At 61.2% G+C, this 14,068-nt stretch carries 12 protein-coding genes; all 12 read right to left on the reverse strand.

What is annotated here, in order from left to right; translation table 11 throughout:
- Window positions 1–2: 2 nt before the first annotated feature.
- Window positions 3–839 carry a 50S ribosomal protein L2 gene (gene rplB, locus GL300_RS06255; protein ID WP_155038758.1) on the reverse strand — a complete coding sequence of 279 codons (837 nt, stop codon included), beginning with the start codon at window positions 837–839 and terminating at the stop codon, window positions 3–5.
- Window positions 840–933: 94 nt separating this feature from the next.
- A complete protein-coding gene (locus GL300_RS06260; protein WP_155038759.1) occupies window positions 934–1,230 on the reverse strand; it encodes a 50S ribosomal protein L23 in 297 nt (98 codons plus the stop codon).
- On the reverse strand, window positions 1,227–1,847 hold the full coding sequence (gene rplD, locus GL300_RS06265; RefSeq protein ID WP_155038760.1) for a 50S ribosomal protein L4: 621 nt from the start codon (window positions 1,845–1,847) through the stop codon (window positions 1,227–1,229). The genes GL300_RS06260 and rplD overlap by 4 nt, the downstream gene beginning before the upstream one ends.
- Window positions 1,847–2,581 (reverse strand): 50S ribosomal protein L3, encoded by a 735-nt coding sequence (gene rplC / locus GL300_RS06270; protein WP_155038761.1) that lies wholly within the window; start codon window positions 2,579–2,581, stop codon window positions 1,847–1,849. Before rplC ends, rplD begins: the two co-directional genes overlap by 1 nt.
- A 10-nt stretch (window positions 2,582–2,591) precedes the next feature.
- On the reverse strand, window positions 2,592–2,900 hold the full coding sequence (rpsJ, locus tag GL300_RS06275; protein WP_010400227.1) for a 30S ribosomal protein S10: 309 nt from the start codon (window positions 2,898–2,900) through the stop codon (window positions 2,592–2,594).
- 423 nt (window positions 2,901–3,323) lie between these two features.
- Entirely contained in the window at window positions 3,324–4,499 is a 1,176-nt protein-coding gene (gene tuf / locus GL300_RS06280) for an elongation factor Tu (protein WP_155038762.1), read from the reverse strand.
- 65 nt (window positions 4,500–4,564) lie between these two features.
- Window positions 4,565–6,688: an elongation factor G gene (gene fusA / locus GL300_RS06285; protein WP_155038763.1), complete on the reverse strand. Its 2,124-nt coding sequence runs from the start codon at window positions 6,686–6,688 to the stop codon at window positions 4,565–4,567.
- Between the two features lie 12 nt (window positions 6,689–6,700).
- Complete coding sequence (gene rpsG, locus GL300_RS06290; protein WP_155038764.1) at window positions 6,701–7,171, reverse strand: 30S ribosomal protein S7; 471 nt, start codon at window positions 7,169–7,171, stop codon at window positions 6,701–6,703.
- A 12-nt stretch (window positions 7,172–7,183) separates the two neighbouring features.
- On the reverse strand, window positions 7,184–7,555 hold the full coding sequence (gene rpsL, locus GL300_RS06295) for a 30S ribosomal protein S12 (protein ID WP_022705687.1): 372 nt from the start codon (window positions 7,553–7,555) through the stop codon (window positions 7,184–7,186).
- A 244-nt stretch (window positions 7,556–7,799) separates the two neighbouring features.
- Window positions 7,800–8,648, reverse strand: a complete 849-nt coding sequence (locus tag GL300_RS06300; RefSeq protein WP_155038765.1) for a putative rhamnosyl transferase — start codon at window positions 8,646–8,648, stop codon at window positions 7,800–7,802.
- Window positions 8,648–9,592, reverse strand: coding sequence for a DMT family transporter (locus GL300_RS06305; protein ID WP_155038766.1), 945 nt, complete (start codon window positions 9,590–9,592; stop codon window positions 8,648–8,650). The genes GL300_RS06300 and GL300_RS06305 overlap by 1 nt, the downstream gene beginning before the upstream one ends.
- A 201-nt stretch (window positions 9,593–9,793) precedes the next feature.
- Window positions 9,794–14,002, reverse strand: a complete 4,209-nt coding sequence (rpoC, locus tag GL300_RS06310) for a DNA-directed RNA polymerase subunit beta' (protein ID WP_155038767.1) — start codon at window positions 14,000–14,002, stop codon at window positions 9,794–9,796.
- Window positions 14,003–14,068: the final 66 nt, after the last annotated feature.

Below are 14,068 nucleotides of genomic sequence, written 5' to 3' on the forward strand. Positions count from 1 at the left end.
GATTAGCGCCCCTTCTTCGCGTTACGCGACCGCAGGATGTATTTGTCGGTCGCTTTATTCGTGCGGGTCTTGTTACCCTTGGTGCCTTTGCCCCACGGAGTAACAGGATGACGACCGCCCGAAGTCCGGCCTTCACCACCACCATGCGGGTGGTCGATCGGGTTCATTGCAACACCGCGAACGCTCGGGCGGATGCCCTTGTGACGGTTGCGGCCTGCTTTGCCCAGATTCTGGTTCGAGTGGTCCGAGTTCGACACGGCACCGATGGTGGCCATGCACTCTTGACGAACCAGACGCAGTTCGCCCGAGGACAGGCGGATCTGTGCATAGCCGCCGTCGCGACCAACGAACTGGGCGTAGGTGCCTGCCGAGCGGGCCAGCTGGCCGCCCTTGCCGGCTTTCAGCTCGACGTTGTGGACGATCGTACCGATCGGCATGCCCGAGAAGGGCATCGCGTTACCGGGTTTCACGTCGACCTTGGCGCCAGCGATCACCTTGTCACCAACAGCAAGACGCTGCGGAGCAATGATGTAGGCCAGTTCGCCATCTTCGTATTTGATTAGCGCGATGAAGGCGGTGCGGTTGGGATCGTATTCGATCCGCTCGACCGTCGCCGGGACATCGAACTTGGTGCGCTTGAAATCGACGATGCGGTAGAGACGCTTCGCCCCGCCGCCTTTGCGGCGCATCGTGATCCGTCCGGTGTTGTTCCGGCCGCCGTTCTTGGTCAAACCCTCGGTGAGGGATTTGACCGGGCGCCCTTTCCAAAGCTCCGAACGGTCGATCAGAACCAGCCCACGCTGGCCAGGCGTAGTCGGTTTATACGACTTGAGTGCCATGCTTTCTGTCTTCCGTTGCTTTGGACCTGTGGTGGTCCGTTTCAGTCAAAACACGACGGCCCCACAGGGGGGCCGTCGATTCGGTGGCTCTATATCAGAGGCCGGTCGACACGTCGATGGTGTTGCCAGCTTCCAGCGTGACATAGGCTTTCTTCACGTCCGAACGGACGCCGGGGCGGCCTTTGAAACGCTTGGTCTTGCCTTTGGTGATCGTGGTGTTGACCGCTTTCACCTTGACGTTGAACAGGGCTTCGACCGCTTGCTTGATCGAGGGCTTGTTCGCGTCTTTGGCGACCTGGAAAACGAAGGCGTTGGCTTCACCAACGAGCGTCGCTTTCTCGGTGATCAGCGGCTTGACGATCACATCGTAATGTTCGGGCTTCGTGGTCATTTCAGACGAGCCTCCAGAGCTTCGACTCCGGCGCGCGTCAGGACAAGCGTGTCGCGACGCAGGATGTCATAGACGTTGGCACCCATCGACGGCAGGACGTCCACGCCTTCGAGGTTGCGGGCGGCACGGGCGAAGTTCTCGTTCACTTCGGCACCGTCGATCACCAGAACGCGCTTCCAGCCGTTTTCTTTGACCGCTTTAGCAACGGCCGCAGTTTTGGCATCGGCAATGTTCAGGCTGTCCACGATGACCAGCTCACCTGCGGCGAATTTCGCCGACAAAGCGTGCTTCAGGCCAAGTGCGCGAACTTTCTTCGGCAGATCGAAAGCGTGCGAACGCGGGGTCGGACCCTTGTACACACCACCGTGACGGAAGGTCGGCGCCTTGCGGGAACCGTGACGAGCGCCACCGGTGCCTTTTTGGCGGTAGATCTTCTTGGTCGAGTAGCTGACATCCGACTTGCCCAGGACCGAGTGGGTACCTTGCTGGGCTTTCGCACGCTGCCAGCGCACGACGCGGTGCAGCAGGTCGGCACGCGGCTCGAGCCCGAAGATGTCATCGCTCAGGTCGATGTCACCGGCTTTGCCGGCTTCGAGCGTGATCACATCGAGTTTCATCAGTTGTCTCCTTCGGGCGCAACGGCCTCGGCAGAGACCTGAGCCTCAGCGGCAGCCTTCGAACGGGTCGCAGCCGGGAAGACCGTGTTTTCGGCCAGCGGCTTTTTCACGGCGTCCTTGATGGTGACCCAGCCACCTTTCGAGCCCGGAACCGAACCCTTGACCATGATCAGGCCACGGTCGGCGTCGGTCCGAACGACTTGCAGGTTCTGCGTGGTGACGCGAACGGCACCCAGATGACCCGCCATCTTCTTGCCTTTGAAGACCTTACCCGGGTCTTGGCACTGGCCGGTCGAACCATGCGAGCGGTGCGAGATCGACACGCCGTGCGAGGCGCGCAGACCACCGAAGTTGTGACGCTTCATCGCACCGGCAAAGCCTTTACCGATCGAGGTACCGGCGATGTCGACGAACTGACCCGCGAAGTAGTGGTCGGCGATGATTTCTTCGCCCACTTCGATCAGGTTTTCGGCGGCAACGCGGAATTCCGCGATCTTGCGCTTCGGAGCAACATTCGCTTTCGCGAAGTGACCACGCAGAGCAGCGGTCGTGCGCTTGGCTTTCGCCTCGCCCGCGCCCAGCTGCAGGGCCACATAGCCGTCTTTCTCAGCGGTACGCTGAGCAACGACTTGCAGGTTGTCGACGTGAAGAACGGTGACAGGAACTTGACGCCCGTCTTCCAGGAACAGCCGGGTCATGCCCAGCTTCTTGGCGATTACACCAGTCCGCAGCATAATGGCCTCCTTACACCTTGATTTCGACGTCAACGCCAGCGGCGAGGTCGAGCTTCATCAGGGCGTCAACGGTCTGAGGGGTCGGGTCGACGATGTCCAGCAGACGCTTGTGCGTGCGGATTTCCCACTGGTCGCGGGATTTTTTGTCGATGTGCGGACCGCGCAGAACGGTGAATTTCTCGATCTTGTTGGGCAGCGGAATCGGACCGCGGACCTGAGCGCCGGTGCGCTTGGCGGTGTTCACGATTTCCTGCGTGCTGGCATCCAGGACACGGTAATCGAACGCCTTGAGCCGGATGCGGATATTCTGGCTTTGCATTATCATCCCTCTTGCGGGGAACTCGAGTTGAGAGGCTGACGAAACACCACGTCCCGCCAGCGTCGAACCGTAAAAATAAGAGCAGGCCGCCCCATTACATGGCGACCCGTCATAAGGCAACCGATTCTTTCGGCAAGGAAGGGAATCAGTGGCAATGCGCCCGTTTAACGGGTTGACCGGCATCGGTCAAGCATTGCCGCGGGGTTCCGGTTTGCTCGGCAAAGTTGTCGCGCACACCTTCGGCGCAACGCCCTCTGCGATCCGGCAAACACCAAAAGGCCGTCCCTTTCGGGACGGCCCTCTCATCGCGATATCCCCGAGGGGATCACCCGATGATATCTGGTGAAGGTGCGCTCAAGCGCACCCTACCCCGGCCCCCGTAGGGTGTGCTTGAGCGCACCCCACGCAAAGCCCGGTCCCGAATTACTTCAGGATTTTCGACACAACGCCGGCGCCGACGGTGCGGCCGCCTTCACGGATGGCGAAGCGCAGCTTCTCTTCCATCGCGATCGGGGCGATCAGTTCGACTTCGAACTTCAGGTTGTCGCCCGGCATCACCATCTCGGTGCCTTCCGGCAGCTTGACGGTCCCGGTGACGTCCGTGGTGCGGAAGTAGAACTGCGGACGGTAGTTGGCGAAGAACGGCGTGTGACGGCCACCCTCTTCCTTGGTCAGGATGTAGGCTTCGGCTTCGAAGGTGGTGTGCGGGGTCACCGACTTCGGCTTCACCAGAACCTGACCACGCTCGACGCCGTCACGGTCGATGCCGCGCAGCAGAACGCCGACGTTGTCGCCAGCCTCCCCACGATCCAGCAGCTTGCGGAACATTTCCACGCCGGTGCAGGTGGTTTTCTTGGTGTCGCGGATACCCACGATTTCCAGTTCGTCGCCGACGTTGACAGCGCCACGCTCGATACGGCCGGTCACAACCGTGCCGCGGCCCGAGATCGAGAACACGTCTTCGATCGGCAGCAGGAACGGCTGGTCAACCGCACGCTCGGGGGTCGGGATGTAGCTGTCGACAGCCGCGATCAGCTCGCGGATCGAGTTCTCGCCGATTTCCGCATCACGGCCTTCCAGAGCGGCCAGAGCCGAGCCCTTGATGATCGGAATGTCATCGCCGGGGTAGTCGTACGAGGACAGCAGCTCGCGCACTTCCATCTCGACCAGTTCCAGCAGTTCCGGATCGTCAACCTGGTCGACCTTGTTCAGGTAGACGACCATGTAGGGGATGCCAACCTGACGGCCCAGCAGGATGTGCTCGCGGGTCTGCGGCATCGGGCCGTCAGCAGCGTTCACGACCAGGATCGCGCCGTCCATCTGCGCCGCACCGGTGATCATGTTCTTCACGTAGTCGGCGTGGCCGGGGCAGTCGACGTGCGCGTAGTGACGCGCTTCCGACTCGTACTCAACGTGCGCGGTCGAGATCGTGATGCCACGAGCGCGCTCTTCCGGCGCACCGTCAATCTGGTCATAGGCCTTGAATTCACCAAAATACTTGGTGATCGCAGCCGTCAGAGTCGTCTTGCCGTGGTCAACGTGACCAATGGTCCCGATGTTGACGTGCGGTTTCGTACGTTCAAACTTTGCCTTTGCCATAAGCAGGGCTCCTTGGATTCAGGTGTTCTACGAGGAAAGGCGGGGCGTCAGCCCCGCCATCCCGATCAGGCGTATTTCTTCTGGATCTCGTCCGAGATGTTCTGCGGCACGGCTTCGTAATGGTCGAACTGCATCGAGAACACTGCACGGCCCGAGGACATCGAGCGCAGGTTGTTGATGTAGCCGAACATGTTGGCCAGCGGCACGAACGCGTCGATGACGTTGGCGTTGCCGCGCGAGTCCTGACCACGGACCATGCCACGACGGCTGGTCAGGTCGCCGATGATCGAACCGGTATATTCTTCCGGCGTCACAACTTCGACTTTCATGATCGGCTCGAGCAGTTTCGCGCCGGCTTTCTTCAGGCCTTCACGCATTGCTGCGCGCGAGGCGATTTCGAAGGCCAGAACCGACGAGTCGACGTCGTGGAAGGCACCGTCCGTCAGAGCGACCTTGAAGTCGATAACCGGGAAGCCTGCCAGCGGGCCCGAGTCCATGACGGACTTGATGCCTTTTTCGACGCCGGGGATGTATTCCTTCGGAACCGCACCACCAACAATCTTCGACTCGAACGAATAGCCTTCGCCCGGCTCGGTCGGGGTGATCGTCAGCTTCACGCGCGCGAACTGGCCGGTACCACCGGTCTGTTTCTTGTGCGTGTAGTCGATATCAGCCGAGGTCGAGATCGTCTCACGGTAAGCCACCTGCGGCGCACCGATGTTGGCTTCGACCTTGAACTCGCGCTTCATCCGGTCGACCAGAATGTCGAGGTGAAGTTCGCCCATGCCCTTCATGATGGTCTGGCCCGACTCGATGTCGGTTTCGACGCGGAAGGACGGGTCTTCGGCCGACAGGCGCTGAAGGGCGAGGCCCATCTTTTCCTGGTCAGCTTTCGACTTCGGCTCGACGGCGATCTCGATGACCGGCTCGGGGAAGGTCATGGTTTCCAGAACCACCGGGTTCGACGGATCGCAAAGCGTGTCGCCCGTGGTGGTGTCTTTCAGACCGGCCAGCGCGATGATGTCGCCTGCAAAGGCTTCTTCGATCTCCTCGCGGTTGATCGAGTGCATCATCATCATCCGGCCAACGCGTTCGCGCTTGCCTTTGGTCGAGTTCATCATCTGGTCGCCTTTCTTCAGCACGCCCGAATACAGGCGGGTGAAGGTCAGCGAGCCGACGAAGGGGTCGTTCATGATCTTGAACGCGAGGCCCGAGAAGGGCTGCGCGTCATCAGCGCGACGCTCGATGTTACGCGTTTCCGTCTCATCGCCCGGAAGGAAGCCCATGTAGGCGGGCACGTCCAGCGGCGAGGGCAGGAAGTCGATGACCGAGTTGAGCAGAGGCTGAACGCCTTTGTTCTTGAACGCCGAGCCAGCGGTGACCGGGAAGAACGACAGCGACAGCGTGCCCTTGCGGATCAGACCGCGCAGGGTGGCTTCGTCGGGCTCGTTGCCTTCCAGATAGGCTTCCATGGCAACATCGTCTTGCTCGACGGCAAGCTCGATCATGTTGCCACGCCATTCGTCGGCCAGATCTTGCAGTTCTTCGCGGATCGGTTGACGAACCCAGCTCGCGCCGAGGTCTTCGCCTTTATAGACCCACTCTTCCATCTTGATCAGGTCGACGATGCCTTCCAGCTTGTCCTCGGCGCCGATCGGGAAAGCGATCGGGCACGGGATGCCACCGGTACGGTCCTTGATCATCTTCACGCAGTTGAAGAAGTCAGCGCCGATCTTGTCCATCTTGTTGACGAACACGATCCGCGGAACCTTGTAACGGTCAGCCTGGCGCCACACGGTCTCGGTCTGCGGTTCAACGCCAGCGTTGGCGTCGAGAAGGCAGATCGCACCGTCAAGCACGGCCAGCGAACGCTCTACTTCGATGGTGAAGTCGACGTGGCCGGGGGTGTCGATGATGTTGAAGCGGTACTTCGTGTCCGAGGTGCCTTCGGTGGTCGGATCTTCCTGGCGCTGCCAGAAAGTGGTCGTCGCAGCCGAGGTAATGGTGATGCCCCGCTCCTGCTCCTGCTCCATCCAGTCCATGGTCGCGGCGCCGTCGTGGACTTCGCCGATCTTATGGGACTTGCCGGTGTAGTAGAGGATGCGTTCCGTCGTCGTGGTCTTACCCGCGTCGATGTGGGCCATGATCCCGAAGTTGCGGTAACGCTGGAGCGGATATTCCCGTGCCATGATGCTATTCCCTTACCAGCGGTAGTGGCTGAACGCTTTGTTGGCGTCGGCCATCTTGTGGGTGTCTTCGCGTTTCTTGACAGCGGTGCCGCGGCCGTTGACGGCATCGGCCAGCTCGCCCGCGAGGCGCTCTTCCATGGTGTGTTCGTTGCGGTTCTTGGCCGCAGTGATCAGCCAGCGGATCGCCAGCGCTTCACGGCGGGTCGGGCGAACCTCGACCGGAACCTGGTAGGTCGCACCACCGACGCGGCGCGAACGCACTTCGACGGAGGGCTTAACATTGTCGAGGGCTTCGTGGAAGACTTCGACCGGCTCGCGCTTCAGCTTGCCTTGAACGCGTTCAAGGGCGCTGTAAACGATGCGCTCGGCGACCGATTTCTTACCGTCAACCATCAGGTTGTTCATGAACTTGGTCAGCACACGATCGCCATACTTGGCGTCAGGCAGAACTTCGCGCTTCTCAGCGGCGTGACGACGGGACATTGATGCCTCTCCTTACTTCGGACGCTTCGCGCCGTATTTCGAACGGCGTTGACGACGATCTTTGACGCCCTGGGTATCCAGCACACCGCGCAGGATGTGGTAACGGACACCCGGAAGGTCTTTTACACGGCCGCCACGGATCAGCACGACGCTGTGTTCCTGGAGGTTGTGCTTTTCGCCCGGGATGTAGGAGATGACCTCGAAGCCATTCGTCAGACGCACTTTGGCGACTTTACGCATAGCGGAGTTCGGTTTCTTCGGCGTGGTGGTGTACACACGCGTGCATACGCCGCGCTTCTGCGGGCACCCTTGCAGGTGCTGCGACTTCGAGCGCTGCACTTTCGGCTGCCGCGGTTTGCGGATCAGCTGTTGGATCGTCGGCATTCGGTTCCCCGTCTTGCTTTCGTCAATACTCGCAGCAAAATTGCTGCGCCACTTCTCGACGGCGTAACGCGCCCATCGCGAAACGCCACGACCCATCACATCCCATGCGGGAGGATGGGTTCAGTTCCAGAGGATCGGGGCTTACGCCCGGATCTTGACCAAATATAGGTTCTGGGCACCAGGCAGGATTCTGCCGGGTGTGCGGCGTATAGGGGGAATCGCGGGGTGAGTCAACAGCCGCCCCCTATTGCCCCCAGCGCGGTCGCGCCGCGCCCGGCAAGCCAAAGGCACGGGCCGCGTCATCAAGGCTGGTCAGGTCGATGCGGAAGCGCTCAGCCAGGACCTTATGCCACTGAGCATCCTGATCCGGCAATGGATATCCGGCACCAATCGCCCCGGAATCATTGTCGTGATTAAGAAAACGCACAAACATCGCCTTATCGCACATCGTGACGCCGGGCATCGACAGCCCGATCTTAAAATGCGGGAAATGTATGGCGGTTTGCGGCGCATCAGGCGGCAAATAGGCCGTCAGCCCGACGCTGGCATTGTGGATGACCCGCTGCTGAACCTCGATCCCGCGCTGTGTCGCCTTCAGCACCAACCCGCGCGAATAGTCGCAAGACAGCTTGCGTCCTTGCTGCCATAGCGGCCGCATGGCGGCAAAATCCCCGCGCGCATGGGAGATATAGTCGATGGCGACCGCATCATCATCATCCTGACGGAAATGGCCCACGACATCGGCATCCGTCTCGACATGAGGACGGATCGCGGCAAGGCAGGCCGCCAGATGCATCTCCATAGGCGGGATCAACGCCAGCCGGAACTGTGGCGCGATCTCGGTCAATTCTCGCAGACGCGAAAGATAGGGATCGGGCAGGTCCGGCCCGGTCATCAGCACCAGTGTGAAATCGGGATCGGTCTGGGCCAGCAGACCGGGCAAGGTGATGTTCTCGAACCAGAACCAACGCCGCGCCAGTCGCTCGGGATCATAGAGGAACGCACGCCGCTCCTCGATGCTGGTATGGGTAACCTGAAAACCCCGCCCGCCCAGATAGGAAAACCGGCACAGGCCAAGCATCTGAACCCGCATCACCCTGCCTTCCGCAACTGCCGCTCGCGCAGGATGGAATAAAGTCCCGCGCCCACGACCAGCGCCGATCCGACCCAGGTCCACAGATCCGGCCATTCGCCAAAGAATGCCAACCCCAACCCGATCGCCCATAGCAGCGAGGTGTAGCGGAACGGCGCAACGAATGAGACCTCACCCACCCGCATCGCTGCGACGGCGGTGAAATAGCCCACGGTCAGCAGGGTCGCCGCCCCGGCCAGCAGGCCAATCTCACCGACATTTGGCATGCGCCATTCCTCTCCGATCCCCATGACCAGCCCCGACAGCGTCACCAGCAACGCGGCGTGAAAGGCGATGGTCGAACTGTCCACCTGCACCGAGAACAGCCGCGTCGCAATATCGCGCACCACGATCAGCCCCATCGCCGCCAGTGCGACAATCGACCACAGATCGAACGCGCTGCTTCCGGGTCGCAGGATCACCAGCACACCGGCGAAGCCCACCCCGATCGCCCCCATCCGACGCCAGCCCAGCCGTTCGCGAAACACCAGCGCTGCCGCCAGCGTCACCGCCAGGGGCAGCGCCTGCATGATCGCCGACAGATCGGCCAACGCCATCTGCCGCAGCGCCAGCAGATAAAGCAGGGTCGAGATGATATCCGCCGCGCCGCGCAGCACCAGCGGCCCGATGTCATGGCGCGGCACCGTCACCACCAGCGGCTTGCGCTTCAAAGCGGACAGCAACAGCATGAAGATCAGCACCAACCCGCCCCGGATTGCCACCGATTCATATAGCGGCAACTCCCGCGTCACTGTCTTCATCAGGGAATCGTTGCAGGTGAATGCCGCCATGCACAGGACCATGAACAATGTCCCGCGCAGATTGGCAGCCATGTCCGAATGCCCCTGCGGATGCAGCGACACGGGCGCGACCCGACGAAATGACGAGATGAGTGGCGAGCGCATTCTGTCCCCGGAAACCCCAGGACAAGGGTTAAGCATGCCCGCTCGCAAAAGCCAGCACGGCCTTCCATACATCCGGAACTTCTGCCGCGACGCGTCGCCCGGCGTTTTCACCGTTTCCTAAATACCCCTGCAGCAGCGGTCACCGCCCAATGGAAAAGGCCCGGCGCAATGCCGGGCCTTTCCTGTGTCATGTTGCAGCGATCAGTTGTCGCCAGCAGCCTCGACCGGCGCGGCTTCCGGCGCGATCAGGGCCGCAGCGGCTTCCGCCTCGGCGCGGCGAGCCTCGATCACGTCGTTGTCGCGATCGGTCGCGATGCGGCGCACGCGGGCGGTCGCGCCACCGGTACCGGCCGGGATCAGACGGCCGACGATGACGTTTTCCTTCAGCCCGACCAGTTTGTCGCGCTTGCCCTGAACGGCAGCCTCGGTCAGCACGCGGGTCGTTTCCTGGAACGAAGCGGCCGAGATGAAGCTGCGGGTCTGCAGCGAAGCCTTGGTGATGCCCAGCAGCACCGGCTCGCCATTGGCCGGACGGCCACCCTTGGCTTCGATCTTGGCATTCTCTTCCTCGAACTCGTCGCGGTCGACATGCTCGCCCTTCAGCAGCGTGGTATCGCCACTGTCGAGGATCTCGATCTTCTGCAGCATCTGGCGAACGATCACCTCGATGTGCTTGTCGTTGATCTTCACGCCCTGCAGTCGATAGACGTCCTGCACTTCGTCGATGAGGTAGTCGGCCAAGGCCTCGATCCCCATGATGCGCAGGATGTCATGCGGTGCCGGGTTGCCGTCCATGATGTAGTCACCCTTCTGCACGAAGTCGCCTTCGTGAACCGGGATGTGCTTGCCTTTCGGCACCATGTACTCGACCGGGTCCATACCGTCCTGAGAGGGCTCGATGCTGATGCGGCGCTTGTTCTTGTAGTCCTTGCCAAAGCGCACATAGCCATCGATTTCGGCGATGATCGCGTGATCCTTGGGACGACGGGCCTCGAACAGTTCCGCCACGCGGGGAAGACCCCCGGTGATGTCCTTGGTCTTGGCGCCTTCGCGCGGGATACGCGCCACCACGTCACCGGCTTTGATCTCTTGGCCTTCTTCGACCGAGAGAACCGCGTCCACCGACATCGGATAGGTGACCGGGTTGCCCTGCTCGTTGCGGACCGGCTCGCCATCGGCATCGACGATGATGATCTCCGGCTTCAGCTCGTTGCCTTTGGGGGCCGAGCGCCAGTCGGTGACGATCTTCTGCGTCATGCCCGTCGCATCGTCGGTCTCGTCGCGGACCGAGATCCCCGACAGCAGGTCGACATATTTCGCGAGACCGGCCTTTTCGGCGATGATCGGCAGGGTATAGGGGTCCCATTCGAACATCTTCTGGCCGCGATTGACGTGATCGCCTTCGCGCACGAACAGTTTCGAGCCGTAGAACAGTTTGTGGTTCGCCAGAACCTCGCCCTGCGCATTTTTGACTTCGATCTGCATGTTCCGGCTCATGACGATCAGCTCGCCATTCGCGTTCTCAAGCGTGTTCTCGTTCTGGTAGGCGATCGTGCCTTCCTGCGCCGCTGCGATGAACGACTGCTGGCCACCCTGCGCAATACCGCCGATGTGGAAGGTCCGCATCGTCAGCTGGGTGCCCGGTTCACCGATCGACTGCGCGGCGATGATGCCGACAGCCTCGCCGATGTTGACCAGCGTGCCACGAGCAAGGTCGCGACCGTAGCAAAGTGCGCAGATGCCGTCGTCCGACTCGCAGGTCAGAGCCGAGCGGATGCGGACGGTCTGAACACCGGCCTGCTCGATCTCGTCTGCCTTGCGCTCGTCGATCAGCTCGTTCTTGCGAACGATCACGACATCCTCGCCCGGAACCAGCACGTCATCGGCCGCGGTACGGCCCAGAACACGCTCGCTGAGCGGGCTGACGACTTCACCGTCATTGACCGCCGCCGAAGCGGTGATCGCACGTTCGGTGCCGCAATCATGGTCACGGATGATGCAGTCCTGCGCCACATCGACCAGACGACGGGTCAGGTAACCCGAGTTCGCGGTCTTCAGTGCCGTATCGGACAGACCCTTACGGGCGCCGTGGGTCGAGTTGAAGTATTCAAGAACGGTCAGACCTTCCTTGAAGTTCGAGATGATCGGCGTCTCGATGATCTCGCCGTTCGGCTTGGCCATCAGGCCGCGCATGCCGCCCAGCTGCTTCATCTGGCTGACCGAGCCCCGAGCGCCCGAGTGGGCCATCATGTAGACCGAGTTCGGTTCCAGCTCAGCGCCCTTCTCGTCCTTTTTGGTGGCCGAGATGGTCTTCATCATCGCGTCGGTGACTTTGTCGTTACATTTCGACCAAGCATCGACAACTTTGTTGTACTTCTCGCCCTGGGTGATCAGGCCGTCCAGATATTGCTGCTCGAACTGCTTCACCTGGTCTTGGGTTTCCTCGACCAGTTCCCATTTCGCCGGCGGGATGACCATGTCGTCCTTGCCGAACGAGATGCCCGCACGGAATGCCTCGCGGAAGCCCAGACCCATGATCTGGTCACAGAAGATCACCGATTCCTTCTGACCGCAGTAGCGGTAGACGGTGTCGATGACGTTCTGAATGTCTTTCTTCCGCAGCAGACGGTTGACCAACTCGAAGGGCGCTTTCGCGTTCTTCGGCAGCAGCGAGCCCAGACGCAGACGGCCCGGCGTGGTGTCGAAGCGGATGATCACTTCGTTGCCGTTCTCGTCGATCTGCGGCAGGCGGGCCTTGATCTTGGCGTGCAGGTGCACCGAGCCCGAGGCCAGAGCATGCTCGACCTCTTCGAGGCTGGTGAAGGCCATGCCTTCGCCCTTCATACCTTCGCGTTCCATGGTCGTGTAGTACAGACCAAGGACCATGTCCTGCGACGGAACGATGATCGGCGCGCCGTTGGCGGGCGACAGAACGTTGTTCGTCGACATCATCAGGACACGCGCTTCCAGCTGCGCTTCCAGCGACAGCGGAACGTGAACGGCCATCTGGTCGCCGTCAAAGTCGGCGTTGAAGGCCGAGCAGACCAGCGGGTGCAGCTGGATCGCTTTACCTTCGATCAGGATCGGCTCGAACGCCTGGATGCCCAGACGGTGCAGCGTCGGCGCACGGTTCAGCAGAACCGGGTGCTCGCGGATGACCTCGTCAAGGATATCCCAGACCTCGGGACGCTCTTTCTCGACCAGCTTCTTCGCCTGCTTGACGGTCGAGGAAAGCCCCTTCGCCTCAAGACGCGAATAGATGAACGGCTTGAACAGCTCGAGCGCCATCTTCTTCGGCAGACCGCACTGGTGCAGCTTGAGTTCCGGGCCGGTCACGATGACCGAACGGCCCGAGAAGTCGACGCGCTTACCCAAAAGGTTCTGACGGAAGCGACCCTGTTTGCCCTTCAGCATGTCGGACAGCGACTTCAGCGGGCGTTTGTTGTTCCCGGTGATGACGCGGCCGCGGCGGCCGTTGTCGAACAGAGCATCGACTGACTCTTGCAGCATCCGCTTTTCGTTGCGGACGATGATGTCGGGCGCGCGAAGCTCGATCAGGCGCTTCAGACGGTTGTTCCGGTTGATGACGCGGCGATACAGGTCGTTCAGATCCGAGGTCGCGAAGCGGCCGCCATCCAGCGGAACCAGCGGACGCAGTTCCGGCGGAATGACCGGAATCACGGTCAAGACCATCCATTCCGGACGGTTGCCCGATTCCAGGAAGGACTCGACGATCTTCAGGCGCTTGATGATCTTTTTCGGCTTCAGCTCGCCGGTCGCCTCTTTCAGCTCCTCGCGAAGCTGCTCGGCGGTGGCGGCCAGGTCGATATTGGCCAGCATCGCGCGGATCGCCTCGGCGCCGATATCGGCGGTGAAGGCGTCGGCACCGAAGTTGTCCTGAGCGTCGAGGAACTCTTCCTCGGTCAGCAGTTGACCATAGGACAGGTCCGTCAGACCGGGTTCGATCACGACGTAGTTTTCGAAATACAGGATACGCTCAAGATCGCGCAGGGTCATGTCCAGCATCAGGCCGATGCGCGAGGGCAGCGACTTGAGGAACCAGATATGGGCGACCGGAGCGGCCAGCTCGATATGGCCCATGCGCTCGCGGCGGACCTTCTGCAGCGTGACTTCAACGCCGCATTTCTCGCAGACAAGGCCGCGATACTTCATGCGCTTGTATTTGCCGCAGAGGCATTCGTAGTCTTTGATCGGGCCAAAGATACGCGCGCAGAACAGGCCGTCACGCTCGGGCTTGAACGTACGGTAGTTGATCGTCTCGGGCTTCTTCACCTCGCCGAAGGACCAGGCAAGGATTTCCTCGGGCGAAGCCAGCGAGATCTTGATTTCGTCGAACTGCCGCGGCTGGGCCAGCGGGTTCAGGGGATTGGTGGCAAGTTCCTGGTTCATTTTCAAATCCTAATGAGGGGCGCGGGGGATGGGTGACGTGCTCCCGTAGGGTGCGCTTAAGCGCAC

Origin of the sequence: Paracoccus litorisediminis, from assembly GCF_009711205.1 — a bacterium.
In the GTDB taxonomy this organism is placed as follows: Bacteria; Pseudomonadota; Alphaproteobacteria; order Rhodobacterales; family Rhodobacteraceae; genus Paracoccus; species Paracoccus litorisediminis.

Bases quoted from the DNA above. Each gene is read 5' to 3' on its own strand.
- fusA (WP_155038763.1), bottom strand. From the start codon at position 6,688: ATGGCACGGGAATATCCGCTCCAGCGTTACCGCAACTTCGGGATCATG.
- tuf (WP_155038762.1), bottom strand. From the start codon at position 4,499: ATGGCAAAGGCAAAGTTTGAACGTACGAAACCGCACGTCAACATCGGG.
- rpsG (WP_155038764.1), bottom strand. From the start codon at position 7,171: ATGTCCCGTCGTCACGCCGCTGAGAAGCGCGAAGTTCTGCCTGACGCC.
- rplB (WP_155038758.1), bottom strand. From the start codon at position 839: ATGGCACTCAAGTCGTATAAACCGACTACGCCTGGCCAGCGTGGGCTG.
- rplC (WP_155038761.1), bottom strand. From the start codon at position 2,581: ATGCTGCGGACTGGTGTAATCGCCAAGAAGCTGGGCATGACCCGGCTG.
- rpsL (WP_022705687.1), bottom strand. From the start codon at position 7,555: ATGCCGACGATCCAACAGCTGATCCGCAAACCGCGGCAGCCGAAAGTG.
- rpoC (WP_155038767.1), bottom strand. From the start codon at position 14,002: ATGAACCAGGAACTTGCCACCAATCCCCTGAACCCGCTGGCCCAGCCG.
- GL300_RS06300 (WP_155038765.1), bottom strand. From the start codon at position 8,648: ATGCGGGTTCAGATGCTTGGCCTGTGCCGGTTTTCCTATCTGGGCGGG.
- GL300_RS06305 (WP_155038766.1), bottom strand. From the start codon at position 9,592: ATGCGCTCGCCACTCATCTCGTCATTTCGTCGGGTCGCGCCCGTGTCG.
- rplD (WP_155038760.1), bottom strand. From the start codon at position 1,847: ATGAAACTCGATGTGATCACGCTCGAAGCCGGCAAAGCCGGTGACATC.
- rpsJ (WP_010400227.1), bottom strand. From the start codon at position 2,900: ATGCAAAGCCAGAATATCCGCATCCGGCTCAAGGCGTTCGATTACCGT.
- GL300_RS06260 (WP_155038759.1), bottom strand. From the start codon at position 1,230: ATGACCACGAAGCCCGAACATTACGATGTGATCGTCAAGCCGCTGATC.